The sequence below is a fragment of the Streptomyces sp. NPDC102283 genome, from assembly GCF_044766265.1.
Classification (GTDB): domain Bacteria; phylum Actinomycetota; class Actinomycetes; order Streptomycetales; family Streptomycetaceae; genus Streptomyces.
This window is the reverse complement of sequence record NZ_JBIWLQ010000005.1, coordinates 1-25,526: the sequence shown is the minus strand read 5'-3', so window position 1 is coordinate 25,526 and position 25,526 is coordinate 1. Positions and strand designations below refer to the sequence as shown.

Sequence of the window (25,526 nt, the reverse complement as noted above, 5' to 3'; positions counted from 1 at the left end):
GGAACGGCGTTCCAGGGACGCGGAATTCCCGCAGGTCACCGTACGCGTAGACGTTCCAGCGTCCCCAATGGTTCGCCAGGCGTTGCGGCCGGAATCCGCCGTCCCACAAGCTCGGACCAGACCACAGCAGCAACAGCACCACTGCGGGCCGGCCGCTCAACCGGACCAACACGCCAACCGATCACGGGGAGTACCACCGCCATGCGCACCAACCGCATCCGCACCACCGCCCTCGCCGCCACCGCCCTCGTGGCCGCCCTCTCGCTCACCGCCTGCGGCGGCGGCGAGGACAAGGCCATGGGGACCAAGCCGGCGGGCACCGCCGAGACGGCGGCCCCCGCGGCGACGAACACCGACGACAAGGCGCAGCCGGACGCACCGGAGGCCGGGACGCCCGAGACGCAGACCGTCCCGGCCGGAGGGAAGCACGCGGGCGGCAACGGCAACGGCAAGAAGCCGGAGACCGTGCCCGACACGGAGGCCGCGGCCTCGATCCCGGCCTGCACGCCCAAGAACTCCAAGGTGAAGGTCTCCTCGGTGAGCCGCCCGATCAACCACCTGCTGCTCACGGTGACGAACACCGGCTCCACCAACTGCGCCGCCTACTACGCGCCGTCCCTCCGCTTCGACGGGGCACAGGCCGTGTACCCGGTCCTCGACGACAGCAAGCCGCAGGCGGTCGTCACGCTCGCCCCCGGCGAGGAGGCGTACGCGGGCATCGCACTCCTCGGAGAGCCCGGCGAGAACGAGCCGGTCGAGAGCGACAACCTCGGCGTGATCATGGTCGACAGGAACAACCAGTCGAAGGGCGAGTCCACGCTGAAGCTCCCGGCGGGGACCGCCACGGACGGCCTGGGCTTCGTCACCTACTGGCAGTCGGACGTCCAGAGCGCCCTGATGTACTGATCGGACGAGGCAGCCCAGGCCAGCGCCTGACGTGCGGTAACTGTGCGCGACCCGTACACATTTCTTGTACGGGTCGCGCATGCGTGAAGCGGGTCCCGGGGTGGGAGTGGGAACCGTATGCACCCCAGAAAGCGACAGCGTAAGAACGCGTCGACCATGAAGCTCGTGGGCAAGCTGCTGGCCCGCTTCCGCAAGGAGGCGGGCCTCACGCAGACCGAACTGGCCCAAGCGGCGGGCGTGCAGGAGGACACGATCGCCTCCGTCGAGCAGGGCAGACGGTCACTCGTGCCGGATCTGGCGGAGACGATCGACGATCTGCTGGACACCAAGGGCGCGCTGGCGACGGCGGTCGACAACATGCCGGAGGTCGACCTGATCCCGCTGTGGGCCGAGGACTACATCGACATGGAGCAGGACGCGCTGGCGCTGTCCTGGTACGACAACCAGGTCATCCCGGGCCTGCTCCAGACGAAGGCGTACGCGCAGGCGGTGTTCGGCAACAAGGTCCCGGTCTACAGCCCGGAGGAGATCGAGACGCAGACGGCGACACGGCTGCAACGCCAGCAGATCCTGGACCGGAAGAAGCCGCCGACCACCAGCATCGTCATCCGGGAACCGGTTCTGATGATGAAACTGACCTCGGACGAGGACCACCGGGAGCAGCTCCGTCACCTCTACGCGATGGCCCAACTCCCGGGCGTCTGCCTTCAGGTGCTCCCGCTCGACAGCAGGGTCCACGCGGGCATCGATGGCCCCTTCATCCTCCTGGAGACACCGGACCACCAGCACGTCGCGTACACCGAGACCCAGCGCGGCAGCCAGCTGATCTCGGACCGGAACGAGGTCAGCATCCTCGCCCAGAAATATGCGATGCTGCGAGCCCAGGCGCTCAGCCCCGTGGAGACCCTGCGCCTGCTGGCCCGCTTACGGGGAGAGACATGAGCACCGCACTGAACTGGTTCAAGTCGAGCTACAGCGGCAGCGAAGGCGGCGCGTGCCTCGAAGTCGCCTACGACTGGCGGAAGTCGAGCTACAGCGGCGACGAAGGCGGGGCCTGCGTCGAGATCGCCTCCCACCCCGCCGCCGTCCACGTCCGCGACTCCAAGGACATCGAGGGCCCGACGTTCACCGTCGCGCCCAGCGCCTGGTCGGCGTTCGCCGCCTACGCGGCCACCGCCTGACCTGTCACCGTCATTCTCATGCCCGGACCGTCTCGTAACGGAGCATCGCGACCCCGTTCCCGAAGGTCCGGGTCTCCACCAGCCGGAGCATCTGCCGCTCCTCCGCGTCCTGGAAGAAGCGGCGGCCCCGGCCGAGGATGACCGGGTGGACGTAGATCCGGTACTCGTCGATCAGATCGGCCTGCCGGAACGACTCCAGCAGATCCGCGCCGCCCACCGCCAGGCCCCCCGACGCGGCGTCCCGCAGACCGCGCACCTGCTCGGGGTCGACCTCGTGCAGCAGGGTCGCGTTCGGCCCCACGCTCTCCAGCGTCCGCGAGAAGACGAACTTCGGCATGTCCCGCCAGATCCCCGCGAACTCGGCCATCGGGCCCTCGTTGGCCGGGTCCTGATCGGCGGTCGGCCAGAACTCCTCCATCAGCTCGTAGGTGACACGCCCCTCGACGAAGCCGCCCATCGTCCGGAAGTAGTCGTTGAAGTGCTGGTGCAGCTCCTCGTCGACGGTGTGCCAGTCGATGTCCTGGTCGGGACCTTCGAAAAATCCGTCGAGGGAGAGGGAGATGGACGTGATGATCCTGTTCACGGCGGCTCCTGCCGGATCGGCCCGGCCGACGGCAACGACGTCCGGGCGGCGGGCAACGGGCTTCGACGATAAGCCTGGGCACTGACAGCCGGGCCCAGCCGCGCCCGCTCCCCCGTGCGGTCACCGGCCGTCTCCCCCGTACGGTCCCCCGCGGTGCTCAGCCGCGCCCGCCCCGCCGCACGGCCCCCGGCCGTCTCCCCCGTACAGCCCTCCGGTCCAGCTCCTCCCGCCAGTCCCGCTCGGGCGGCTCGTCCGGACGCACGGTCTCGGCCAGCGACGCGAGGATCGGCTCGGCGGTGGCCCAGAGCAGGGCGCCGCCGACCCCCGGCACGACCGTGCGCCGCGCCCCGGGGATACGGGAGACGAGCCGGAGGCCGAGGTCGGGCGAGTGCGAGACGTCCTCCTCGCCGTACCAGACCTCGACCGGGACGGTGATCGCACCGAGGTCGATGGGCCAACGCCCCATGGCGAGCACGGTGTCCCGGGCATACCCGGCCGCCGCACCCTGGGAGAACGCCTCGTCGAGCGCCCGACCGTAGGCGGCGGCGAAACCGGGGTCCTCGTAGACGACCAGGTCGCACGCCGGGCTTCCGGCCAGAACCATCCGCCGCATCGCGTCCGCGTCGAACCCGGCGAACATCTTCTCCGCCCCGACCGGGTCCTCCGCCACCCGCGCGACCAGGCCCCGCAGATCGTCCGGCAGCGCGGCGGAGACCTCGGGGTCCGCGACCTCGTCGGCGGGCGAGACGAGCGCGAGCGCGGAGACGACGCCCGCCGCCGCGCAGGCGAGGGCGAAGGGCGCGCCCTGGGAGTTCCCGAGCATGGCCGGAAGCGGGCCCAGTCCGAGCAGCCCGGTCAACTCCGACACGTCGTCGACGAAGTCGGCGAAGGTCCGGTCGGGCGCGGGCGTGGAGACCCCGAGCCCGGGGCGGTCCACCGAGACCAGCCGCACGCCCTCCGTCTCGACGGCCCCCGCCCCGATCCCGAGCCAGCGGCTGGTCGCGGCGCCGGGCGAGAGCAGGACGGGCAGCCCGTCCCGCGGCCCCCACTCGGCCCAGCCGAGCACCCTCCCGTCGGCGAGGCGGGTGGTTCCGAGACGGGTGGGATCATCGACGAACAAACTCATGACCGACATCATTATCCAGCCACCCCCGCCCTGCACCGGCTTTCGGCCCCCGGGCCGGTCGCGTCGCTCAAGAGGCGTGCCGCGTAGGGCCGTTCGAGGTCGATGTCGTTTCCGCACCGGCATACCCGCACCGGCATGCCCGCACCGGCAGGAGGGGCGCTGCCGGGGACGTTGTCAGTGCCGCCGCCTAGGCTCCCCACCATGGCGACGCTCCCCAATCCACTCCCCTCCCTGGCCACTTCCGGCCTGGACCTCCCGCCCGGCTCCCTGGTGGACGCCACGCTGGACGGCACCTGGCACGAGCCGCTGCTCTGGTACGCGGACGGCCCGCCGGCCGACCTGCGCGACTGGTCGAGGCTGCGAGCGGCCGGGCGGCGGCTCGGGCTGCTGCCCGTGCTGGTCACGGGTGGCCGGCGCGGCCAGTGGCCCGAGGAGTGGGACCTCCACCCGGAGGGCACGTCGTATCCCGGCGACCACGACGCCGACGAGGTCCTCGCGGGCTACTGGACGGAGTACGCGGACGACGAGGTGGGCGACGGCACAGCGGCCGGGGAGAACGCCGGACCGGGTACGGACGGCTCCGAGGGCCCCGGCTCCTGGCCCGGTCTCGCACCCGCCCCCGCCCGGGAGGCGGCCGAGGACGCGGACACGGTGGCCGCGGGGCTCGCGGGCGTGATCGCCGCCGACGCGGACGCGTGGCACGGCGGGGCCCGCGTGGCCCTCGTCCCGGCCCGCCGCAGCGCCGACATACCGGCGGCGATCGGCTGGTCGGGCCCGATGAACCACGAGAACGACGTGGCCCGGCTCTGCGCGGTGCTCCGCTCCTGGGAGGACCGGTACGACGCCCGGGTCGTGGTGCTCGGCTTCGACACGATGGTCGTCTCGGTGGGCCGCCCGCCCGCCACGATCGAGGAGGCCCGCGCCCTGGCCACCGAGCACTACGCGTTCTGCCCGGACAACATCGACCAGTCCCCGCCGTACGCCCTCGACGCCTACGCCGAGAAGGCCGTGCTCAACCAGGAAGCGTGGTCCTTCTGGTGGGACTAGACACGACGGAACGGAAAACGGAAGAGGGGCCGGGAACGGGCGCGAGCCGCCCGGCCGGACAGCGGTCGGACCTCAGCAGCATCAAGAAGTGGTGGCGCACGCTCGGCGGCGACCGCTTCGCCGTCCTCCCGCCGCCGACCCGGAGCCGCTACACCCAGTCCGACGGCCACGAGGACGCGGCCGAGCTGTTCGCGACCCGGTCCCTCTCCACCGACACCTCCTTCGCCTACTGGCACTGGCAGTCGCACTCCGCCTTCGACCGCTCCGGCGGTCTGAAGCGCGAGCTGTACGTGCACTGGGGCGGCGACCACGCCACCGTCGCCGCGGGCCTCGGCGACGGTCCGCCCGGCTACCGGATCGTCAGCGGCGGCCCCCAGGGCGCGTTCCAGCTCGACAAGGTCACGGAGAGGGACGACGACGGACTACCCGACCCCGAGGACCCCGCCGGAGTACGCCAGTTCCTGGACAGGCTCCGCAGCCACCGCGCGAGACGGCCCGGCGAACCCCGCCACCAGGACGCCCCGCTGACCGCCGCCGAGGAACGCTGGCTGCACGACCGGCTGCGCGATCCGGTGGAGCTGCCCGGGGCCGCGGGATACGTCACGGCACTGGAGTCCCGGCAGGCGCTGACCTCCGAGGAGACGGCACGGCTGCTGGCGGCCTGGCGGCAGGAGTACGCCGGACGGCTCACCGAGTGGCCCGCCTGGGCGGACCTGCTGGACGCGCTGCTGCGCCACGGCCACGAGGAGGCCTGGGCCACGGCGGCGAGCCTCGGCCCCCGGGCGTCCGACACCCTCGGCACCGCCCCCTCGCCCCGGGCCCTGGACGTCCTGCGCGCGTGGTCGCTCACCGGTCACCCCAACGCGATCCACGCCTGGCTCGACGTGCACCGGGCGGTCCACGGAACCGACCCGGTACGGACCGCCGGCGTGCTCGCCGCCGAACTGACCGCACACCACGCCCCCGAGACGTCCCTGAGCAACCTGTTCGCCGCGCTCAACGCCACCCTGACGAACGACTGGCGCGCCGCCCGGCCGACGGCGGACCACACGGCCGCCCAGGCGTTCGCGGCCCTCACCGCCGTCCGCCTCGCCACCGACGAGGACGTGCCGCGCCCCCTGCGCGTGGCCGCCGCGCACAGGGCGTACGACCAGGTCGCCCACGTACGGGAGCAGGCGGCCCGGCACCCCGGCGTCACCGAGGCCGACGTGCTCGCCGCCGCCGACCGCTACGACGCCGCCCGCGACGACCTCCTCGCCGGCACCGGCCCCGACCTCACCGGTTACGAGGGCGGGCTCGGCGACCTCTACCACCGCTACCGCACCCCGAGCTCCGCCGACGTCCGGTGGCTGCGCGACCGGGTGGCCGACCCGTCCACCGGCGTCCAGGGCATCGCGTTCTGCCTCGAACTGCTCCACGCCCACGGCGAGGCGGGCGAAGCCGAGCTGGAAGCACTCCTGCCGCGCTGGAAGAAGGAGCTGACCAAGCAGTACCGCACCACGTACACCGAGTGGCGCCACCCCCTGGTCACCCTGACCTGCCTCGCCCTCGACCTGGACCACCCGGCCGCCGCCGCCCTCACCGCCTGGTGGGCGAAGCCCAAGCCGCTCTGGAAGACCCCGGTCCGGCTGCTGACCCATCTCGGCGCACCGGACGAGACGAAGGCCGCCGAGCTGTGGGAGTTCGTCGTCTCCGGCGGACACGACACCGGGCACCTGATGACCTGGGTGCTGCTCCGCGCCCGGCTCGACGGCACCCACCCCCTGCTCGTCGCCGATCGGCTGATCGGACAGCGAGGCGTCCGCGCGCACGTCCTGCACCGGGTCCTGATCGCGGTGGCCGACCCCGCCCAGCCGCTCTGGCACTACGCCGTCGACCCGCGCAGCCACAGCTGGCTGCGGCGCGCCCAGGAGGTCGCCGACGACCCCCGCCTCACCGACGCGGCCCGCGCGATCGGGCTGAGGACCGCCCGCGAGCACTACGCGTTCCGCTACCCGGACCAGGTCCGCCCGGCCCTCACGGACGGGCAGTCGGCGGCGGCCCACGCCTGGGCGGAGGCCCGCGCCGACCGGACCGCCGCGGACTGAGCCCTCGTACTCATGCGGACGGCGGACGGCGGGGGTTGACTCGGACGCATGAGCGAGAACAGCCACATCGACGACAGCACGGCAGCGACGGACCCCGCGCGCACCCGCGATCCGCGCGCGTGGGTCGCCCCGCTGATCTCCACGCTCGCGACGCTGCCGACGGGCCTCGTCGCGCTGTTCATCGGCGGCCTCAGCCCGATGGCGTGCGGCTCCTGCAACGGGGCTGCGGCCGACGGCTTCCACGACAGCTTCATGACCGCGTGGACCGTCCTGTGCATCGGCCTGGTCGTCGCCCTGATCGTGCTCATCGCCACCTGGGCCGTCCCCCACCAACTCCGCTACGCAGCCCGGCGCGTGGGCCTGGCCCTCGCCGCACCCACCACCGTGATGGTCGCTTTCGTAGCATTCATGGCACTGGTCGACTGGCCCTGACAGAAAGTGTCCACCCCCATGAACGACACGAACCTCACGACCACAGAGGCGACGGCAGAGGCGACGGCAGAGGCGACGGCAGAGGCGACGGCAGCCGCGGAACACCTGATAGCCGAGTTCCGCGCCCTGCCCGCCGACAGTGACCGCAAGCGCGAGATCATCACCGAGCTGGACGCCAACGCCCAGGCGCTGCCGTTCCTCGTCTCGGTCGTCGCCGACCACGGCGAATACGACCTCGCCCGCGTCGAGAGCGCCACCGTCCTGCGCCTGTGGCCCCCGGCCGACCCCGCTCTCCGCCACGAAGCGGGCCGCGCCCTGCTCACGGCCCTGCGGGACCCGGAGGAGGACCTGGTCCGCCAGTACGCGGCGATGTCCCTGGCGCCCTACACGGCCGACCCGGTCGTCGCCACGGTCCTGAACACCACCGCACGCGCCGACGAGGACCCGCTCGTACGGGACAGCGCCCGCTTCTCCATCGAGGAGGCCCGCCGGCTCCAGGAGACCGGAGCGGGTGGGCCGTGAAACACGACGGGCCGTGAGCGGGACCGGCTCAGCGCCGCGCGTCCCGCCCGAGCCACTGGGCGGCCTCGGTCGCCCAGTACGTCAGGATCATCTGCGCCCCGGCCCGCCGGATCCCGGTCAGGCTCTCCAGGATCGCCTTGTCCCGGTCGATCCAGCCCCGCTCGGCGGCGGCCTCGATCATCGCGTACTCGCCGCTGATCTGGTATGCCGCGACCGGCACGTCCACCGACTCCGCGACCTTGGCGAGGATGTCCAGATACGGTCCGGCGGGCTTCACCATGACCATGTCCGCGCCCTCCTCCAGGTCCAGCGCCAGCTCGCGCAGCGACTCGCGGGCGTTGGCCGGGTCCTGCTGGTAGGTCTTGCGGTCGCCGGTCAGCGAGGAGCCGACGGCCTCGCGGAAGGGGCCGTAGAAGGCCGAGCTGTACTTCGCGGTGTAGGCGAGGATCGACACGTCCTCGTACCCGGTCTGGTCCAGGGCGTCACGGACCACGCCGACCTGGCCGTCCATCATCCCGCTGGGGCCCACCACATGGGCCCCGGCGTCCGCCTGGACCTGGGCCATCTCCGCGTACCGCTCCAGGGTCGCGTCGTTGTCCACCCGGCCGTCGCCGTCGAGGACCCCGCAGTGGCCGTGGTCGGTGTACTCGTCCAGGCACAGGTCCGACATCACGACCAGGTCGTCGCCGACCTCCTCGCGGACCGCGCGCAGGCCGGCCTGGAGGATGCCGTCCGGGTCCGTGCCCGCCGTGCCCCGGCCGTCCTTCTTCGCGTCCTCCGGCACCCCGAAGAGCATGATCCCCGAGACCCCGGCCGAGACCGCCTCGACGGCCGCCTTCCGCAGGGTGTCCAGGGTGTGCTGGTGCACGCCGGGCATCGACGAGATGGCGACCGGGGCGTCGATGCCCTCCCGCACGAACGCGGGCAGGATCAGGTTCGCGGGGTCGAGCCGTGTCTCGGCGACCATCCGCCGCATCGCCGGGGTCGTCCGCAGCCGCCGGGGGCGGGAGCCGGGGAAGTTTCCGTACGCAGTCATCCTTCGACGATAGACCCGTACGCAGTCAGGTCTTACCGACACCCGCGCCGGGAAAGGCGCCGCCGGCCGGCCCCGGAAACGGCGGCGGGCCCGGCCGCCGAAGCGACCGGGCCCGCTCACCCTCGTACCACTACGTCGTCGTCCGACGCCTGCGCGCGCCCGGGCGCCGCTCGCTCGGCCGGGTCACCGGGTCACCGGCCTCCTTCGCCGCGTCCCGGCGCTGCGCGCCGAAGGCGGCGAGCGCCTCGGCTAGCTTGTGCACCGACGGCTCCGGGGACAGCACGTCGACCCGCAGGCCGTGCTCCTCGGCGGTCTTCGCGGTGGCCGGGCCGATACACGCGATCACCGTCACGTTGTGCGGCTTGCCCGCGATGCCGACCAGGTTGCGCACCGTCGAGGACGAGGTGAACAGGACCGCGTCGAAGCCGCCGCCCTTGATCGCCTCACGGGTGTCGGCCGGCGGCGGCGAGGCACGGACCGTGCGGTACGCGGTGACGTCGTCGACCTCCCAGCCCAGCTCGATGAGCCCGGCCACCAGGGTCTCGGTGGCGATGTCCGCACGCGGCAGGAACACCCGGTCGATCGGGTCGAAGACCGGGTCGTAGGGCGGCCAGTCCTCCAGCAGCCCGGCGGCGGACTGCTCGCCGGACGGCACCAGGTCCGGCTTCACACCGAAGTCGATCAGCGCCGCGGCGGTCTGCTCGCCGACGGCGGCGACCTTGATGCCGGCGAAGGCACGGGCGTCGAGCCCGTACTCCTCGAACTTCTCCCGGACCGCCTTGACGGCGTTCACACTGGTGAAGGCGATCCACTCGTAGCGCCCGGTGACCAGCCCCTTGACCGCGCGCTCCATCTGCTGGGGCGTACGCGGCGGCTCGACGGCGATCGTCGGCACCTCGTGCGGCACCGCACCGTAGGAACGCAGCTGGTCGGAGAGCGACGCGGCCTGCTCCTTCGTACGCGGGACGAGCACCTTCCAGCCGAACATCGGCTTGGACTCGAACCACGCGAGCTGGTCGCGCTGGGCGGCGGAGCTGCGCTCTCCGACCACGGCTATGACCGGCCGGTGGCCCTCGGGCGAGGGCAGCACCTTGGCCTGCTTGAGGACCTGGGCGATCGTCCCGAGGGTCGCCGTCCAGGTGCGCTGGCGGGTGGTGGTGCCCGCGATCGTCACGGTGAGCGGGGTGTCGGGCTTGCGGCCCGCGGAGACCAGCTCGCCGGCGGCGGCGGCCACCGAGTCCAGCGTGGTGGAGACGACGGCGGTCGCGTCGCTCGCGCCGACCTCGCTCCAGCACCGGTCGGAGGCGGTACGGGCGTCGACGAAACGGACGTCCGCACCCTGCGCGTCGCGCAGCGGCACCCCGGCGTACGCGGAGACGCCGACGGCGTTCGCGACGCCCGGGACGACCTCGAAGGGCACCCCGGCGGCGGCGCAGGCGAGCATTTCCGCCCCCGCGTTCCCGTCCAGGCCCGGGTCGCCCGCGACGGCACGGACCACCCGCCTGCCGCCCTTCGCGGCCTCCATGACAAGATTGGCCGCATCCCTGAGAACGGGTACACCGACGGTTGTTGACGAGGTGTCAACGACGGTCAGCTCAGGCGTGCTCACGCCTGCCCGCGCATGGCTGCGAACGACGTCGAGCACCTCGGGCTCGGCGACAAGGACGTCCGCGCTCGCGAGCGCCTCGACGGCGCGCAGGGTCAGCAGTCCCGGGTCGCCGGGACCGGCGCCGAGGAAGGTGACCTGGCCCTGTGCGGACAGGACCGGAAAGTCGGATGCGGCGGGGCCGGTGGGGCTCAAAGTGCTCGCTCCCCCATAAGACCGGCCGCACCCTTGGCAAGCATCTCGGCCGCGAGTTCGCGACCGAGGGCCGCCGCGTCGTCGTGCGACGTGGGGACGGGACCGGTGGTGGACAGCTGTACGAGCGAGGAACCGTCGGTGGTACCGACGACTCCGCGCAGGCGCAGTTCGTTGACAACCTGTCCGTCGACCAGGAGGTCGGCCAGCGCACCCACAGGTGCGGAGCAGCCGGCCTCCAGGGCGGCGAGCAGGGCACGCTCGGCGGTCACGGCGGCCCGGGTGTACGGGTCGTCGAGCTCGGCGAGCGCGGCGGCGAGGTCGGCGCCGGACGCGGCGCACTCGATCGCCAGTGCTCCCTGGCCGGGAGCGGGCAGGACGGTGTCGACCGGCAGGAACTCGGTCACCTCACCGCTCCGGCCGAGGCGGCTGAGCCCGGCGGCGGCGAGAACCACCGCGTCGAGCTCCCCGTCGCGCACGAACCCGATCCGCGTGTCGACGTTGCCCCGGATGGGGACGGTCTCGATCCGCAGTCCGTGGGAACGGGCGTACGCGTTGAGCTGCGCCATGCGGCGCGGCGAACCGGTGCCGATGCGGGCGCCGTCGGGCAGCTGCGCGAAGGTCAGCCCGTCCCGGGCGACCATCGCGTCACGCGGGTCCTCGCGCTGCGGCACCGCCGCCAGCACGAGGTCGTCGGGCTGGCCGGTCGGCAGGTCCTTGAGCGAGTGGACGGCGAAGTCCACCTCGCCCCGCAGCAGCGCCTCGCGCAGGGCCGCGACGAACACGCCGGTGCCGCCGATCTGCGCCAGGTGCTCGCGGGAGGTGTCCCCGTACGTGGTGATCTCGACGAGCTCGACGGCGCGCCCGGTCACCTCGCGAACCGCCTCGGCGACGAGTCCGGACTGGGCCATGGCGAGCTTGCTGCGCCGGGTTCCCAGCCGGAGCGGCGCGGGGTTCCGCGCGCCCGGGGATGAGTTGTCGGTCATGACCGCCCTCTATTCGGGTCGTTCAGGTCTGCCCGGGAGACGGCGGCCACCGTCTGCGGGTCGAGGTCGAAGAGTTCTCGCAGCGCGTCCGCGTACCCGGCGCCGCCGGGCTCGCTGGCGAGCTGCTTGACCCGCACGGTGGGCGCGTGCAGGAGTTTGTCGACGACGCGGCGCACGGTCTGGGTGATCTCGGCGCGCTGCTTCTCGTCCAGGTCGGGAAGGCGGCCGTCCAGCCGGGCGATCTCGCCGGCGACCACACCGGCGGCCATGGTGCGCAGGGCGACCACGGTCGGGGCGACGTGCGCGGCGCGCTGGGCGGCGCCGAAGGCGGCCACCTCGTCGGAGACGATGGTGCGGACCCGGTCCACATCGGCGGCCATCGGGGCGTCGGCGGACGCCTCGGCGAGCGACTCGATGTCGACGAGGCGCACACCGTCGACGCGGTGGGCGGCGCCGTCGATGTCCCGCGGCATGGCGAGGTCGAGCAGGGCGAGCCGGACCGGGCCGGTCGACTGCGCGGGCACGGTGACCCGGCGCAGCGCGGTCGCCGGGCCGGCCACCGAAGCGGAGGCGGCGGAGCCGTTCTCCACCCAGGCGGCGTGCTGGTCGACGTCGGCCGGGGCCGGGGTGACGGTGACCGTCGGCCGTTCGGGCGCGGCGCCCAGGCTCACGCCCAGGGCGTCGGCGAGGGCGTCGGCGGTGAGGACGAGGCCGGTGGAACCGGTGCAGGAGACGACGATGTCGGCACGTGTCAGTTCGTCACCGACCGCGGACATCTCGACGGCCCGGGCGCGCACCGCCGTGTCGTCGCCCTGCTGGAGGATCTCCACCAGGCGGTCCGCGCGGGAGCGGGTCCGGTTGGCGACGACGATGTCGGCGACGCCCGTGCGGGCGAGGGTCGCGGCGGCCAGCGAGGACATGGATCCGGCGCCGATGACCAGGGCGCGCTTGCCCGCGGCCCAGCTCTCGGGGTCGGCCCCGGCGGCGAGCTGCTGGAGCCCGAAGGTGACGAGCGACTGCCCGGCCCGGTCGATCCCGGTCTCGCTGTGGGCGCGCTTGCCGACCCGCAGCGCCTGCTGGAAGAGGTCGTTCAGCAGCCGTCCGGCGGTGTGCAGCTCCTGGCCGCGCGCGAGCGCGTCCTTGATCTGGCCGAGGATCTGCCCCTCGCCGACGACCATCGAGTCGAGACCGCAGGCCACCGAGAAGAGGTGGTGGACGGCCCGGTCCTCGTAGTGCACATAGAGATACGGAGTGAGCTCTTCGAGACCGACGCCGCTGTGCTGGGCGAGCAGGGTGGACAGCTCGGCGACGCCCGCGTGGAACTTGTCCACGTCGGCGTACAGCTCGATGCGGTTGCAGGTGGCCAGCACGGCGGCCTCGGTCGCGGGTTCCGCGGCGAGGGTGTCCTGGAGCAGCTTGGCCTGGGTCTCGACAGCGAGGGAGGCCCGTTCCAGTACGGAGACGGGGGCGCTGCGGTGGCTCAGTCCGACGACGAGGAGGCTCATGCCGGCATCACGGCGGGCATGTCCCCGTCAGGTCCCTTCCGGCTCGCGGGCGTGGCGCGCATCGGGGGCGCGCCCTCGTCCTCGGCGGCGGAGTCCTCGCCGGCCTTGCGCTGCTCGTGGAACGCGAGGATCTGGAGCTCGATGGAGAGGTCGACCTTGCGCACGTCGACGCCCTCGGGCACCGACAGCACGGTCGGCGCGAAGTTCAGGATGGAGGTCACACCGGCCGCGACGAGCCGGTCGCAGACCTGCTGGGCCGCGCCGGGCGGGGTGGTGATCACGCCGATGGACACACCGTTGTCGCTGATGATCCGGTCCAGGTCGTCCGTGTGCTGGACGGCGATCCCGGCCACCGGCGTACCGGCCATGGCGGGGTCCGCGTCGATCAGCGCCGCGACCCGGAAGCCGCGCGAGGCGAAGCCGCCGTAGTTGGCGAGGGCCGCGCCGAGGTTACCGATGCCGACGATGGCGACCGGCCAGTCCTGGGTGAGCCCGAGCTCGCGCGAGATCTGGTAGACGAGATACTCGACGTCGTACCCGACACCGCGGGTGCCGTAGGACCCCAGGTAGCTGAAGTCCTTGCGCAGCTTCGCCGAGTTGACCCCGGCGGCCGTGGCCAGCTCCTCGGAGGAGACCGTGGGCACCGATCGCTCGGAGAGCGCGGTCAGGGCGCGCAGATACAACGGAAGTCGGGCGACGGTGGCCTCGGGAATTCCTCGGCTACGGGTCGCCGGTCGGTGAGTTCGGCCAGTTGCCACGGTGCTCCTGCGGGATGAGCGGGGCTGCAGGCGGCCGTATGTCCCAGGACCGCCCCGTCGAATGCAGGCTATGTCTTTGTGAACGCGTGCACAAAGATGGTGTCCGTTTTGTCTGGTCAAAGTGACCGGGGTCACGCACATTCCCCGCGCGATCCCGGAACCGGGCACCGCATCGGTCCGTTGCAGCCTCGAAGGGGGCAAAGCAGTACACACTCCTCACAACTAAGCCCCCGAGGCCACTCAAAACGCCCGCAATGTTAACCGGGTTTCGCGTCCGCACCCAGCGCCTTGCGCAGTCTCGCCGGGTCCACGCGCCAGAACGTGTGCTGTTCGCCATCGATCAGCACCACCGGAATCTGCTCCCAGTACTCCTTGTACAGCTCCTCGTCCTCGGTGATGTCCTTCTCCACCCACGACGCACCGGTCTCCTCGCAGACCGCGCCCACCACCGCCCGCGCGTCCTCGCACAGATGGCACCCGGGCTTCCCCACCAGCGTGACCACCCGCTCGGCGGGCTTCTTCCTCTTACGTCGCAGCAGAGCACTCATGCCTTCATTCTGCGCCCGTCACGCTCACTTCCCGAGCCCGCGACGTCCACTTTCCGCACCCGCCGGCCGCCACTCCGGCCCGCCCGGAATCGACCGATTCACCAGGACGACCCGCAGCGTTCACGCCCACGCATCGCGGCAGGTCGGGCAGGTCCGGACGGACTGGCTATGCTCACCGCATGGCCGCTCTTGGATGGCTCACACCCCGTAGGCGTTCCGCTACCGCACGGAGCGTCCTGGCAGGCGAGGCCGCCGCCGAGGCCGCGCGCAAGACCTCGGCCGCCGACGACGAATCCGCCCTCCTGACCAAGACCCCGGAGGACGCGGCCGCGACGCCCCCCGGGGAGCCCGCGTTCCCCGTCGCCGGGGACGACCGCGCCGCCGCCTTCTTCGACCTCGACAACACCGTGATGCAGGGCGCCGCGATCTTCCACTTCGGCCGCGGCCTCTACAAGCGCAAGTTCTTCGAGCGCCGCGAACTCACCCGTTTCGCCTGGCAGCAGGCGTGGTTCCGGCTGGCCGGCGTCGAGGACCCCGAACACATGCAGGACGCCCGCGACAGCGCCCTGTCCATCGTCAAGGGCCACCGCGTCTCCGAGCTGATGTCCATCGGCGAGGAGATCTACGACGAGTACATGGCCGACCGCATCTGGCCCGGCACCCGGGCCCTGGCCCAGGCCCACCTGGACGCCGGGCAGAAGGTCTGGCTGGTCACCGCCGCCCCCGTGGAGACCGCCACCATCATCGCCCGCCGCCTCGGCCTGACCGGCGCGCTCGGCACCGTCGCCGAATCGGTCGACGGCGTCTACACCGGCCGCCTGGTCGGCGAGCCCCTGCACGGCCCCGCCAAGGCCGAGGCCGTCCGCGCGCTGGCCGCCGCGGAGGGCCTGGACCTGGAGCGCTGCGCCGCCTACAGCGACTCGCACAACGACATCCCGATGCTCTCGCTGGTCGGCCACCCCTACGCGATCAACCCGGACACCAAGCTCCGCAAGTACGCCCGCGCCCGCGACTGGCGGCTGCGCGACTACCGCACCGGCCGCAAGGCCGCCAAGGTCGGCATCCCGGCCGCCGCCGGGGTCGGCGCACTCGCGGGCGGCACCGTCGCCGCCGTCGCCCTGCACCGCCGCCGCCGCTGACCCGCGCCCGCACCCCTCCGCACCCTCCGCGCCCCGTGCCCGCCCACCGCGAACGGTCACGGGGCGCAGCCACGCCCGGAGCCGGACACCCGATCGCGAGCCCGTCCGCCCACCCGGGCAACGCCCCCTCCGGCCTGCCGGATCGTCGACGCCCGGCCACAACCCGTCGCCCCCGCAGACAGATCACGAAGTAATCCGATCAATAAACGGTCACCATGTGCTACTTGATACGTCACTTAGCGATAACAGAAGCGACGGAACCGATGATTTAGACAACTGGGTGTAGCGCTGCCTGCACGAAGCGTTATTCTCCTCAGACGCATCACGGAGACCGCCACTCGCTACCACGGGTGACGTTTTTCGAACTGCTCGTGATGGAAGCTCTGCCTCTGGGAGTCCCGTGTACCCACACGTCGGGGTTGACGCCTCGGGCCTGGCTACGCTGCGTGCATCGGTCATTGACCGCTTGCGCGGCTTCGTCCCCACCGCGTACGCCGTCCCCGCATTTGCCACCCCTGCACCTGCCGGCCCTTGCTACGCCCTGGCCGAACGCAGTGCGGCGGTCGGAAGACGCGGCACCCGCGCCGCCTCGACCACGTCGACCGTCCGCCGTCCCACCGCCGACAGCGACAGCGCGCGCATGATGGATCTCGTCGAGCGCGCACAGGCCGGTGAGGCGGATGCCTTCGGCCGCCTGTACGACCAGTACAGCGACACCGTGTACCGGTACATCTACTACCGCGTGGGCGGCAAGGCGACCGCGGAGGACCTCACCAGCGAGACCTTCCTCCGCGCGCTGCGCCGCATCTCCACGTTCACCTGGCAGGGCCGGGACTTCGGCGCCTGGCTGGTCACGATCGCTCGCAACCTGGTCGCCGACCACTTCAAGTCCAGTCGCTTCCGACTGGAAGTGACCACCGGCGAAATGCTCGACGCCAACGAGGTGGCGCGCAGCCCCGAGGACTCCGTCCTGGAGTCCCTCTCCAACGCCGCACTGCTCCAGGCCGTGCGACGACTCAACCCCCAGCAGCAGGAGTGCGTGACCCTGCGGTTCCTCCAAGGCCTCTCGGTCGCGGAGACCGCCCGGGTGATGGGCAAGAACGAGGGCGCGATCAAGACCCTCCAGTACCGAGCCGTACGGACGCTCGCCCGACTCCTGCCGGACGACGCCCGCTGATCCGACCTCTGCGTGACCGTCCCGTCACGCACTGGTCCGATCATCCTTCGCGCGTAACCCAAGTGCCGAACGCCTCGTTGTGCCGGTTGCAGGCCCCCTGCCGTCACCCCCTGTCCGTAGCCACTCACTCCATCGAGTGGAAGCGCTCAAGGTGTGCAACCTTCCGGACCGTCAGGGGAGTCGACCGTCATGACGAGAGGAGGTGCCGCCAGTGATCGCAAACGTTTCGGCACACCGGCGGGCGAACGCCTTCGCCCAGGCCCTGGAAGAGCAGACCCCCCAGGGTGCGGCGGCCGTACAGCCCGCGGAGCCGGCCGACCAGGCCGACCGCGGACCGCTGTTGGCCCTGGCGAACGGCCTCGGTGAGCTACCGAAGCCGCAGTTGGACCCCGAGGTCAAAATGGTGCAGCGAGCCCAGCTCGTCGCGGCCATGGAGGCCATGTTCGCCGAGGGCGGCGCGTCCACGGGCCCTACGGTGCCCGTGCAACGGGGCAAGGGGGCCCACCGGGCCTCACCACTGCGGAAACTGCGACCCCGCTCACGCTGGGCGAAGGGCCTCACTGCCGGCGGGCTCACCGTCGGCGTGGCCGCGGGAGCGTTCGGCGGCGTGGCCGCCGCCAGCTCCGACGCCCTCCCCGGTGATTCGCTCTACGGACTGAAGCGCGGGATGGAGGACATCAGCCTCGGCATGGCCAAGGGCGACGCCGACCGCGGCGAGGCCTATCTCGACCAGGCGTCCACCCGGCTCAGCGAGGCCCGCAGACTCATGGAGCGCGGCCGGTCCGGCGCACTCGACCACGAATCCCTCGGCGCCGTCAGACGCGCGCTCAACGGCATGTCCCACGACGCCTCCGAGGGCCACCGACTGCTCCACTCCGCCTACCAGCGCGACGGAGCGATCGGCCCCATCCAGACCCTGGACACCTTCTCCCGCTCGCACCGCGACACCTGGAGCAGCCTCCGCGACCGGCTGCCCGTCCAGCTCACCGACGTCCGCGACGAGGTCAGCTCCGTCTTCGACGCCATAGAGGACGAAGTCGCACCGCTCCAGTCCCTCCTCCCCCGCCCCCCGGGCGAGGGCAGGGGTTCCGGACGCTCCGACACCCCCACCGCCCCGGACACCGGCTCGTCCCCGACCAATGCCCCCGCACCTCCGGCCTCCCCCGAGAAGCCCGGAGACCGCACCGACGACGGCACCGCCCCCGAGCCCTCCGGCTCGTCGGGCTCCGCCGACGCCACCCCGGAGGACGGCCTGCTGGGCGGCGGCACGGACGGCCTGCTCGACGAACTCCCGACGGACGGCCTCGCCCCGCCCACCCCCGAAGGCCGGCCCAACGCACCCGCCGCCCCGGACGTCACCCTGCCCCCGCTCCTCCCGGGGCTCCTCCCCGGCCTCGGCATCGACGGCGAGAACCTCAAGCCGTAGATCGAAGGGCCCAGCTCCCACGAGTAGGGGGCCGGTACGCGATCCGCGTACCGGCCCCCTTCTCGTCCTGGACCGCTCAGCAGGTCAGAAGAACACCGACCGCCGCTGCACCAGCAGCTTGTACAGCGTGTGCTGGATCTGCTCACGCACCTGGTCCGTCAGGTTGAACATCAGCATCGGGTCCTCCGCCGCCTCCGGCGGATACCCGTCCGTCGGAATCGGCTCACCGAACTGGATCGTCCACTTCGTCGGCAGCGGCAGCGCGCCCAGCGGCCCCAGCCACGGGAACGTCGGCGTGATCGGGAAGTACGGGAAGCCCAGCAGCCTGGCCAGCGTCTTCGCGTTCCCGATCATCGGGTAAATCTCCTCCGCGCCCACGATCGAGCACGGCACGATCGGCGCACCCGCCCGCAGCGCCGTCGACACGAACCCGCCCCGACCGAAGCGCTGAAGCTTGTAGCGCTCGCCGAACGGCTTGCCGATGCCCTTGAAACCCTCCGGCATCACCCCGACGATCTCGCCCATCTCCAGCAGCCGCTGCGCGTCCTCCGCACAGGCCAGCGTGTGCCCCGCCTTGCGCGCCAGCTCGTTGACGACCGGCAGATGGAAGACCAGATCGGCCGCGAGCAGCCGCAGATGACGGTCCGCCGGATGGTTGTCGTGCACCGCGACCTGGAGCATCAGCCCGTCCAGCGGCAGCGTTCCGGAGTGGTTGGCCACGATGAGCGCCCCGCCGTCCGACGGAATGTTCTCGATGCCCTTCACCTCGACCCGGAAGTACGTGTCGGCCAGCGGACGCAGCACCGACATCAGGACCTGGTCGGTGAGCTCCTCGTCGTAACCGAACTCGTCGACGTCGTAGTCACCGGTGACCCGCCGCCGCAGGAAAGCGAGCCCGCCCGCGATCCGCCGCTCCCAGCCACCGGAGGAACCGCCCGCGTCCACCGCGTCCCGACGGGCCTCCCGGCCCTCCTCCTCCGCCTCCGCTTCCGCTTCCGCTTCCGGGGACAGCCCGGAGGGCTCGGGGACCTGCGCCCCCGGCAGCGCGCTCACCGGAGCCGCGGAGCCGTCGCCCCGACCGCCGCCGGGGCCGCCCGCCCCGGTCCGGCGCCGCGCCGGACGCGACGCGCCACCGGACCGCGAACGGTCCTCGTCGAACGGAATGACCTTGGCGTCCGCCATCGTCGGTGCGCTCCTCTACCTGGCGCCGTGAGTCGTCTGTACCGCACCGGACCCGCGCTCCCGCGGTCCGGCGCCGCCCGGCAGCGGCAACGCCGCCAGCCGGTCCACCGCCCTGCCCACCGTCTCCGGCGGCAGCAGCCCCGGGCCCCGGCTCCGCGCGAACTCCGCGAACGTCTCCGCCGTGGTGAACTTCGGCCGGAAACCGAGGGTCTCGCGCATCTGCACCGTCGAGACCACCCTGCCATGGGTCAGCAGCCGGATCTGCTCCGGCGAGAAGTCGGTCATGCCGATCGTACGGAGCGCCGAGCCGACCCAGGTGACGGCGGGCAGCAGCACCGGCACGGTCGGCTTCCCCAGCCGCCGCGAGCACTGCGACAGCAGCAGCACACCGTCACCGGCGATGTTGAACGTGCCGCTGTTCAGCGTCCCGCGCCGCGGCTCGCCCGCCGCGATCCCCAGGACGTCGATCACATCGTCCTCGTGCACGAACTGGAGGCGGGGGTCGTAGCCGAAGACGGTCGGCAGGACGGGCAGCGACAGATAGTCCGCGAGCGGCGAGTCCGGCCGGGGCCCCAGGATGTTGGCGAACCGCAGCACGCACACCGCCACGTCCGGCCGCCGACGGGCGAAGCCCCGTACGTACCCCTCGACCTCCACCGCGTCCTTCGCGAAGCCGCCGCTGGGCAGCGACTTGGGCGGAGTGGTCTCGGTGAACACGGCGGGATCGCGGGGCGCCGACCCGTACACGCTCGTACTGGACTTCACCACGAGCCGGCGCACCGTAGGGGACTTCTGGCAGGCGCCGAGCAGCTGCATGGTGCCGATGACATTGGTCTCCTTGATCGCCGTCCGGCCGCCGGCGCCGAGCGCCTTGCCGGAGACGTCCAGGTGCACGACCGTGTCGACGGCGTGCTCGGCCAGGATCCGCGCCAGGGCGGACTGCCGGATGTCCGCGCGCACGAACTCCGCGTCGCCCAGCTCGTGCGCGGGCGCGACCGCGTCGACGGCGACCACCCGGTCCACCCCGGGCTCTCGCTGGACGCGCCGGACGAAGCGGCCCCCCAGCTGCCGGGCCGCTCCTGTGACGAGCACGACCTTTCCCAAGACCCGGCTCCCCTGCTTCCCGCGGTAACTTCCCTGGCCGTCACCGTAGCGGGTGGACACCGCCCTGTGACGACCCCGTGCTCCGAAACGCACCGCAGCCCCTCCACCGGGAACGGTGGAGGGGCTGCGGATCTCACGAACTGCGTTCGCCTACTTCTTGTTGCGACGCTGAACGCGCGTGCGCTTGAGCAGCTTGCGGTGCTTCTTCTTGGCCATCCGCTTGCGCCGCTTCTTGATAACAGAGCCCACGACTACCCTCGCTCACTTCATTTTCACTGGTGCGGGGCGTCTGGGCCCACACGACCTACGTCGGCCTAGCCTACCCGCCACCGTCCGAGGGACGTAATCCGCAGGCAACCTCAGGCTGATTCCACCCCCACGAAGGAGTCGCGGAGATACGCGTGAACCGCTTGCTCCGGCACCCGGAAGGACCTGCCCACCCGGATCGCCGGCAGATGACCGCTGTGCACCAAGCGGTACACGGTCATCTTCGACACTCGCATGACCGAGGCGACTTCCGCCACGGTCAGAAACTTGACCTCATTGAGAGGCCTCTCGCTGCCAGCAGCCATGACCCACCTGTACCTTCCGCACCGGACGGGCACCGGCTTCCCCTCCGGTGACTCTTCGTCGCTGTGCGCTCACTCCACAGATTAGGGGCGCGTGGTGCGAGTGGGGAAGAGGAGGGGCGGCGAGAGGCCTACGGTGACAGACGGGCCCGATTGAGCACATAGCGCGTCAACGGCCGGTAAAACGGCGCCCGTACGCCGTCGTCGAGCGGAACGACGACGGACACCCGCCCCTCGGCCTCGCCCACGAACAGCGCCGGATCATCCGTGTCCGCCGGGCCGATCGCCTCGATCCCCAGCTGACCTGCACCGCAGACCCAGCCGTGATCGCCGATCACCAACTCCGGCAGCACCCCGAGCCGCTCCGCCGCGTCCTGGAGCGCGACCCGCACCGGAAGCGGCGAATGCGTGTGCGCGCCGGTCTCGCCCCCCGTGGGACGGCCCCCCGGTTCGCGCACCAGGGCGACCCCTCGTACGTAGTCGAGGTGGTACGTACGTACGCCAAACCGGGTCGTTATGTCGACACATCTCCCCTGCGCGGGAGTGAGAACAGGACAGCCCGCCGCCGACAGAGCGTCTGCCAGCCCGGCGTAGAAACCGAGCAGCCGGTGCGGATGACCGGTCCCCAGCAGCACCGGAGCCCGACGCTCCGCCACCAGCGCCAACCGCTCGGCGAACGCGTCCAGCGCGGCCACCGTCCGCTCCGGATCGATCGCGTCCGGCCCGGAGACGTGCAGGGGATCGGCCGAGACCCCGCACCGGTCCGCCATCAGCCGCAACAGCTCGCCCTCGCCCCAGGCCCGCTCGGGCGCGAGCCCCAGCATCACCCGCGGATCCCGCGCGGCGAACAGCCGGTAGCTGCGCAGACTGGTCTCGCGCGACGTGGCCACGGGCCCGGCCAGCCGGGCCGCCAGCAGATGGGCGCGCAGCGCCCCGGTGCTCAACACCCCTGGGATGCTGCCGTACCGCGGAGCCCGGCGGGCGGGAATCCCGTTACGCCCCACCGTTGGCGTAACGCACGGCACAATGCCCCGCGCCGCCCGACCTCAGGTCAGCAGCCCCCGCAGTGGGAACGCCGCCTTCCGGGACGCCAGCACCGCCTGGTCCAGCCGGTCCGCCGGGTCGTACCCGTCCTCCCAGGCCTTCCAGGAAGGCGTACGCCCGTCCGTCATCCGGCCCGGCCCCAACTGCCGCGTACGGGCGTAGACGAGATCCCGCCAGGACGGCGGCACCACCGACTCCGGATCGACGGGAGCGTGCGCCGCGATCCCGACGAGGTGCGTCCACGACCGGGGCACCACGTCCACCACCGCGTACCCGCCGCCGCCCAGCGCCACCCAGCGCCCGCCGTCCACGTAGCGGTGGGCCAGCTCGTGGCAGGACTCCATGACCGACCGCTGCGCGTCCAGGGACACCGCGAGGTGGGCGAGCGGGTCCTCGAAGTGCGTGTCGGCCCCGTGCTGGGTGACGAGCACCTGGGGCCGGAAGTCGGCCAGCAGTTCGGGCACCACCGCGTGGAACGCCCGCAGCCACCCCGCGTCCCCGGTCCCGGCCGGCAGCGCCACGTTGACCGCGGAGCCGTCCCCCGCCCCGGCCCCGGTCTCCTCCGGCCACCCGGTCTGCGGAAAGAGCGTCCTCGGGTGCTCGTGCAGCGAGATCGTCAGCACGCGCGGGTCCTCCCAGAACGCGGCCTGCACCCCGTCCCCGTGGTGGACGTCCACATCGACGTACGCGACCCGCTCCGCGCCCAGCTCCAGCAGCCGGGCGATGGCGAGCGCGGGGTCGTTGTAGACGCAGAATCCGGCGGCCGACCCGGGCATGGCGTGATGCAGCCCTCCGGTGAAGTTCACCGCGTGCTCGCACTCACCCCGCCACACGGCCTCGGCCGCGCCCACCGAAAGCCCCGCGATCAGCGCGGACGCCTCGTGCATCCCGGAGAACGCCGGATCGTCCACGGTCCCGAGCCCGTAGTCCTGGTCGGCCTCCCGCGGATCCGCGGAGGCGGCCCGGACCGCCGCCACGTAGTCCTGCCGGTGCACGAGCCGCAGGGTGGAGTCCCCCACGGGCTTCGCGGACCGCAGATCCACCGCCCCGTCGAGCCCGAACGCCCGCACCAGCCCCATCGTCAGGGCCAGCCGGACCGGGTCCATGGGGTGCGTCTCCCCGAAGTCGTATCCCGTAACTGCGTCATCCCACATCAGCTGTGTGCGGCCGCTCATGCCCGCCACCGTATCGGGCGGGCTCCGGCCCGAACGCGCGGGCATACGCGAGCGTCGCCAGCACCAGGACCATCGGTACGAGCATGGCGCCGCGATAACTCCACGCATCCCCCAGAGCGCCCACGAGCGGCGAACCGACCAGAAACCCCACATAGTTGAAGATGTTCAACCGGGCCACGGCCGCGTCGCTGTTCCCGGGAACATCCGCCCGGCCGCCGCGAAAGTCTGCGGCACGATCACACAGAGCCCGAATCCGAGCATCGTGAACCCGAGCATCCCCACCCAGGCCCCGGACGCCACCGCCACGACCGCGAAGCCGCCGGCCGCCAGCAGACTCCCGCCCCGCACCACGGCGACCGCCCCGAACCGCCGCACCCCGAGGTCCCCCACGGCCCGGCCCAGCAGGGTCGTCACCATGTAGACGTTGTACGGAACGGTCGCGAGCTGCTCCGAACCGCCCAGCACGTCCTGGAGGTACTTGGCACTCCAGTTGGAGACCGTCGAGTCCCCGATGTACGCGAAGCTCATGACGAGGCACAGCGGCAGCAACAGCCGGAACGGCACGGCCCCGCCGGTACCGGCGGGGCCGGACTCCTTCTCCTTCGGCCCCGTGCCCTCCGTGTACCACCGGCTACCGACCAGCGCGGCGGGCAACAGCACCACCACGGCGGGCAGGTAGGAGACGAGCAACGACAGATCCCACCGCGCCCCGGCCCACGCCAGGGACGCCCCCGCGATCCCGCCGAGGCTGTAGGCGGCGTGGAAACCGAGCATGATGCTGCGCCCGTACGCCCGTTGGAGGCTGACGCCCAGCATGTTCATCGAGGCGTCCAGCGCCCCGACGGCCAGCCCGAAGACGCCGAGCGCGACGGCGACGTGCCACACCTCCCGCCCCGCGCCCACCCCAAGGAGGGCGAGCAGGACCAGGGGCTGGGACCACCGCAGGACGACACCGGGCCGCACCCGCGCGACCACCTTCTCGGTGACCACACTGCCGGCCCCCGCCAGGATCGGAACAGCGGCGAGGAAGGCGGGCAGCAGCCCGTCGGATATCCCGTACTGGTCCTGGATGGCGGGGATGCGCGTCACCAGAAGGGCGAAGGCCACCCCTTGAACGCCGAAGCTCAACCCCAGGGAGGCCCTGCCGTGCCGCAAGCCCGCATCAGTCATGGCCGCGAGCGTAGAGCCAGGTTCTACCCAGGGGTAGATGGATCAGGCGAGCAGTTCGGGAAGCTGGGCCATGTCGGAGAAGTGCCCGGTCACTCCGGTGAGCCGGTCGGCGGGCATCATCGACGTGAACCCGTACACGTCCATCCCCGCGGCGCGGGCCGCCTCGACCCCGAGCGGGCTGTCCTCGACGACGACGCACCTCTCCGGAGCGACGCCCATCCGCTCGGCGGCGTACAGGAACAGGTCCGGCGCCGGCTTGCCCCGCCCGACATCCTCCGAGCTGAAGATCCACTCCTCCTCGAACCACTGGTCGATCCCCGTCCTGCGGTGTCCGACCCTGATCCGCTCGTGGCTCCCGGAGGAGGCGACGCAGTAGTCCACCCCGTCCGCGACGAGCTTGCCGAGCAGTTCCTCGGCCCCGTCGACCGCCACGAGCTCCCGCTGGAAGGCGGCGAACGTACGGGCGTTGAGCGTGGAGTCGAAGTCCTCGGGCAGCTTCTGCCCGGTCCTCTCCTCGACGAGATCGTGGACCCGGTGCACGGCGGACCCCATGTAGTCACGGAGCGACTCGTCGTACGAGGTGGGGTGACCGAGTTCGGTCAGGTAGCCGGAGAGGACGGTGTTGGCGAGCGGCTCACTGTCGACGAGCACACCATCGTTGTCGAAGATGACCAGTTCGTAGCGCATGGTTCGACCCTAGACGTTCAGAACGCAGAAAAGCCCCGTGCCACAAGGCACGGGGCTTTCCCGGAAAAATTGTTCGGCGGCGTCCTACTCTCCCACAGGGTCCCCCCTGCAGTACCATCGGCGCTGAAAGGCTTAGCTTCCGGGTTCGGAATGTAACCGGGCGTTTCCCTAACGCAATGACCACCGAAACACTATGAAATTGAACAGACCGGTATAATCACAGCTGTTCGTTATTTCAGAACTAACACAGTGGACGCGAGCAACTGAGGACAAGCCCTCGGCCTATTAGTACCAGTCAGCTCCACCCCTTACAGGGCTTCCACATCTGGCCTATCAAC

General features: G+C 71.7%; 25 protein-coding genes, 1 rRNA gene and 1 pseudogene. 10 read left to right on the top strand and 17 right to left on the bottom strand.

Translation table 11 applies throughout. The features are described 5' to 3' along the window. The first annotated feature begins 201 nt into the window (after positions 1 to 201). From ACIRJT_RS11655 to ACIRJT_RS11645, 3 genes are all read left to right on the top strand, one after another. The gene (locus ACIRJT_RS11655) at positions 202 to 906 is read left to right on the top strand and encodes a DUF4232 domain-containing protein (protein WP_403907574.1); all 705 of its coding nucleotides are present in this window, start codon (positions 202 to 204) and stop codon (positions 904 to 906) included. A 156-nt stretch (positions 907 to 1,062) separates the two neighbouring features. Further along, entirely contained in the window at positions 1,063 to 1,848 is a 786-nt protein-coding gene (locus tag ACIRJT_RS11650; protein WP_403907572.1) for a helix-turn-helix domain-containing protein, read from the top strand. Next, positions 1,845 to 2,087: a DUF397 domain-containing protein gene (locus ACIRJT_RS11645; RefSeq protein ID WP_403907570.1), complete on the top strand. Its 243-nt coding sequence runs from the start codon at positions 1,845 to 1,847 to the stop codon at positions 2,085 to 2,087. Before ACIRJT_RS11650 ends, ACIRJT_RS11645 begins: the two co-directional genes overlap by 4 nt. Positions 2,088 to 2,103: 16 nt before the next feature. On the opposite strand, the gene ACIRJT_RS11640 is transcribed toward ACIRJT_RS11645, so the two are convergent. Then, the gene (locus ACIRJT_RS11640) at positions 2,104 to 2,670 is read right to left on the bottom strand and encodes a dihydrofolate reductase family protein (protein ID WP_403907568.1); all 567 of its coding nucleotides are present in this window, start codon (positions 2,668 to 2,670) and stop codon (positions 2,104 to 2,106) included. 157 nt (positions 2,671 to 2,827) lie between these two features. Continuing rightward, positions 2,828 to 3,796, bottom strand: a complete 969-nt coding sequence (locus tag ACIRJT_RS11635) for an alpha/beta fold hydrolase (RefSeq protein ID WP_403907566.1) — start codon at positions 3,794 to 3,796, stop codon at positions 2,828 to 2,830. Positions 3,797 to 3,997: 201 nt separating this feature from the next. Between ACIRJT_RS11635 and ACIRJT_RS11630 the strand changes: the two genes are divergently transcribed. Genes ACIRJT_RS11630 through ACIRJT_RS11615 form a run of 4 tightly spaced genes read left to right on the top strand, consistent with a single transcriptional unit; the run spans position 3,998 to position 7,884 of the window. Next, on the top strand, positions 3,998 to 4,843 hold the full coding sequence (locus ACIRJT_RS11630) for a DUF4253 domain-containing protein (protein WP_403907564.1): 846 nt from the start codon (positions 3,998 to 4,000) through the stop codon (positions 4,841 to 4,843). Beyond that, positions 4,834 to 6,930 carry a hypothetical protein gene (locus ACIRJT_RS11625; RefSeq protein ID WP_403907562.1) on the top strand — a complete coding sequence of 699 codons (2,097 nt, stop codon included), beginning with the start codon at positions 4,834 to 4,836 and terminating at the stop codon, positions 6,928 to 6,930. The genes ACIRJT_RS11630 and ACIRJT_RS11625 overlap by 10 nt, the downstream gene beginning before the upstream one ends. Positions 6,931 to 6,978: 48 nt before the next feature. Beyond that, the gene (locus ACIRJT_RS11620; protein ID WP_403907560.1) at positions 6,979 to 7,362 is read left to right on the top strand and encodes a hypothetical protein; all 384 of its coding nucleotides are present in this window, start codon (positions 6,979 to 6,981) and stop codon (positions 7,360 to 7,362) included. Positions 7,363 to 7,380: 18 nt separating this feature from the next. Then, a complete protein-coding gene (locus ACIRJT_RS11615) occupies positions 7,381 to 7,884 on the top strand; it encodes a hypothetical protein (RefSeq protein ID WP_403907558.1) in 504 nt (167 codons plus the stop codon). A gap of 28 nt (positions 7,885 to 7,912) precedes the next feature. On the opposite strand, the gene hemB is transcribed toward ACIRJT_RS11615, so the two are convergent. From hemB to ACIRJT_RS11585, 6 genes are all read right to left on the bottom strand, one after another. After that, the gene (gene hemB, locus ACIRJT_RS11610; protein WP_403907556.1) at positions 7,913 to 8,920 is read right to left on the bottom strand and encodes a porphobilinogen synthase; all 1,008 of its coding nucleotides are present in this window, start codon (positions 8,918 to 8,920) and stop codon (positions 7,913 to 7,915) included. A 130-nt stretch (positions 8,921 to 9,050) separates the two neighbouring features. Further along, positions 9,051 to 10,721 (bottom strand): uroporphyrinogen-III synthase, encoded by a 1,671-nt coding sequence (locus ACIRJT_RS11605; RefSeq protein ID WP_403907554.1) that lies wholly within the window; start codon positions 10,719 to 10,721, stop codon positions 9,051 to 9,053. Then, positions 10,718 to 11,704, bottom strand: coding sequence for a hydroxymethylbilane synthase (gene hemC / locus ACIRJT_RS11600; RefSeq protein WP_403907552.1), 987 nt, complete (start codon positions 11,702 to 11,704; stop codon positions 10,718 to 10,720). Before hemC ends, ACIRJT_RS11605 begins: the two co-directional genes overlap by 4 nt. Further along, complete coding sequence (locus ACIRJT_RS11595; protein WP_403907550.1) at positions 11,701 to 13,209, bottom strand: glutamyl-tRNA reductase; 1,509 nt, start codon at positions 13,207 to 13,209, stop codon at positions 11,701 to 11,703. The genes hemC and ACIRJT_RS11595 overlap by 4 nt, the downstream gene beginning before the upstream one ends. Next, positions 13,206 to 13,967, bottom strand: coding sequence for a redox-sensing transcriptional repressor Rex (locus ACIRJT_RS11590; RefSeq protein WP_003968336.1), 762 nt, complete (start codon positions 13,965 to 13,967; stop codon positions 13,206 to 13,208). Before ACIRJT_RS11590 ends, ACIRJT_RS11595 begins: the two co-directional genes overlap by 4 nt. Positions 13,968 to 14,224: 257 nt before the next feature. Beyond that, entirely contained in the window at positions 14,225 to 14,515 is a 291-nt protein-coding gene (locus ACIRJT_RS11585; protein ID WP_215109513.1) for a glutaredoxin family protein, read from the bottom strand. A 179-nt stretch (positions 14,516 to 14,694) separates the two neighbouring features. Here ACIRJT_RS11585 and ACIRJT_RS11580 point away from each other — a divergent pair, with 179 nt between their 5' ends. The 3 genes from ACIRJT_RS11580 to ACIRJT_RS11570 all read left to right on the top strand — a co-directional run bounded on the left by ACIRJT_RS11580 (position 14,695) and on the right by ACIRJT_RS11570 (position 18,257). Next, positions 14,695 to 15,654: an HAD family hydrolase gene (locus ACIRJT_RS11580; protein ID WP_403907548.1), complete on the top strand. Its 960-nt coding sequence runs from the start codon at positions 14,695 to 14,697 to the stop codon at positions 15,652 to 15,654. A gap of 400 nt (positions 15,655 to 16,054) precedes the next feature. After that, the gene (locus ACIRJT_RS11575) at positions 16,055 to 16,831 is read left to right on the top strand and encodes an ECF subfamily RNA polymerase sigma factor, BldN family (protein WP_003968333.1); all 777 of its coding nucleotides are present in this window, start codon (positions 16,055 to 16,057) and stop codon (positions 16,829 to 16,831) included. A gap of 211 nt (positions 16,832 to 17,042) precedes the next feature. Next, positions 17,043 to 18,257: a DUF5667 domain-containing protein gene (locus ACIRJT_RS11570; RefSeq protein ID WP_403907546.1), complete on the top strand. Its 1,215-nt coding sequence runs from the start codon at positions 17,043 to 17,045 to the stop codon at positions 18,255 to 18,257. A gap of 84 nt (positions 18,258 to 18,341) precedes the next feature. Here ACIRJT_RS11570 and ACIRJT_RS11565 read toward each other — a convergent pair whose 3' ends face one another. From ACIRJT_RS11565 to rrf, 9 genes and pseudogenes are all read right to left on the bottom strand, one after another. After that, positions 18,342 to 19,439, bottom strand: a complete 1,098-nt coding sequence (locus tag ACIRJT_RS11565) for a lysophospholipid acyltransferase family protein (protein WP_403907544.1) — start codon at positions 19,437 to 19,439, stop codon at positions 18,342 to 18,344. 15 nt (positions 19,440 to 19,454) lie between these two features. After that, on the bottom strand, positions 19,455 to 20,543 hold the full coding sequence (locus ACIRJT_RS11560) for an NAD-dependent epimerase/dehydratase family protein (protein WP_403907542.1): 1,089 nt from the start codon (positions 20,541 to 20,543) through the stop codon (positions 19,455 to 19,457). 150 nt (positions 20,544 to 20,693) lie between these two features. Further along, a complete protein-coding gene (locus ACIRJT_RS11555) occupies positions 20,694 to 20,792 on the bottom strand; it encodes a 30S ribosomal protein bS22 (RefSeq protein WP_003948845.1) in 99 nt (32 codons plus the stop codon). Between the two features lie 110 nt (positions 20,793 to 20,902). Then, positions 20,903 to 21,115, bottom strand: coding sequence for a helix-turn-helix domain-containing protein (locus ACIRJT_RS11550; protein ID WP_158072177.1), 213 nt, complete (start codon positions 21,113 to 21,115; stop codon positions 20,903 to 20,905). A gap of 128 nt (positions 21,116 to 21,243) precedes the next feature. Next, the gene (locus tag ACIRJT_RS11545) at positions 21,244 to 22,059 is read right to left on the bottom strand and encodes a phosphatase (protein ID WP_403907540.1); all 816 of its coding nucleotides are present in this window, start codon (positions 22,057 to 22,059) and stop codon (positions 21,244 to 21,246) included. A 99-nt stretch (positions 22,060 to 22,158) separates the two neighbouring features. Beyond that, positions 22,159 to 23,331 carry an acetoin utilization protein AcuC gene (locus ACIRJT_RS11540; RefSeq protein ID WP_403907538.1) on the bottom strand — a complete coding sequence of 391 codons (1,173 nt, stop codon included), beginning with the start codon at positions 23,329 to 23,331 and terminating at the stop codon, positions 22,159 to 22,161. Beyond that, positions 23,300 to 24,501 (bottom strand): annotated as a pseudogene (locus ACIRJT_RS11535) (MFS transporter). Before ACIRJT_RS11535 ends, ACIRJT_RS11540 begins: the two are co-directional and overlap by 32 nt. 42 nt (positions 24,502 to 24,543) lie before the next feature. Further along, positions 24,544 to 25,188 carry an HAD family hydrolase gene (locus ACIRJT_RS11530; protein ID WP_403907536.1) on the bottom strand — a complete coding sequence of 215 codons (645 nt, stop codon included), beginning with the start codon at positions 25,186 to 25,188 and terminating at the stop codon, positions 24,544 to 24,546. Positions 25,189 to 25,259: 71 nt separating this feature from the next. Next, positions 25,260 to 25,376 (bottom strand): 5S ribosomal RNA (gene rrf / locus ACIRJT_RS11525). Between the last annotated feature and the right edge of the window lie 150 nt (positions 25,377 to 25,526).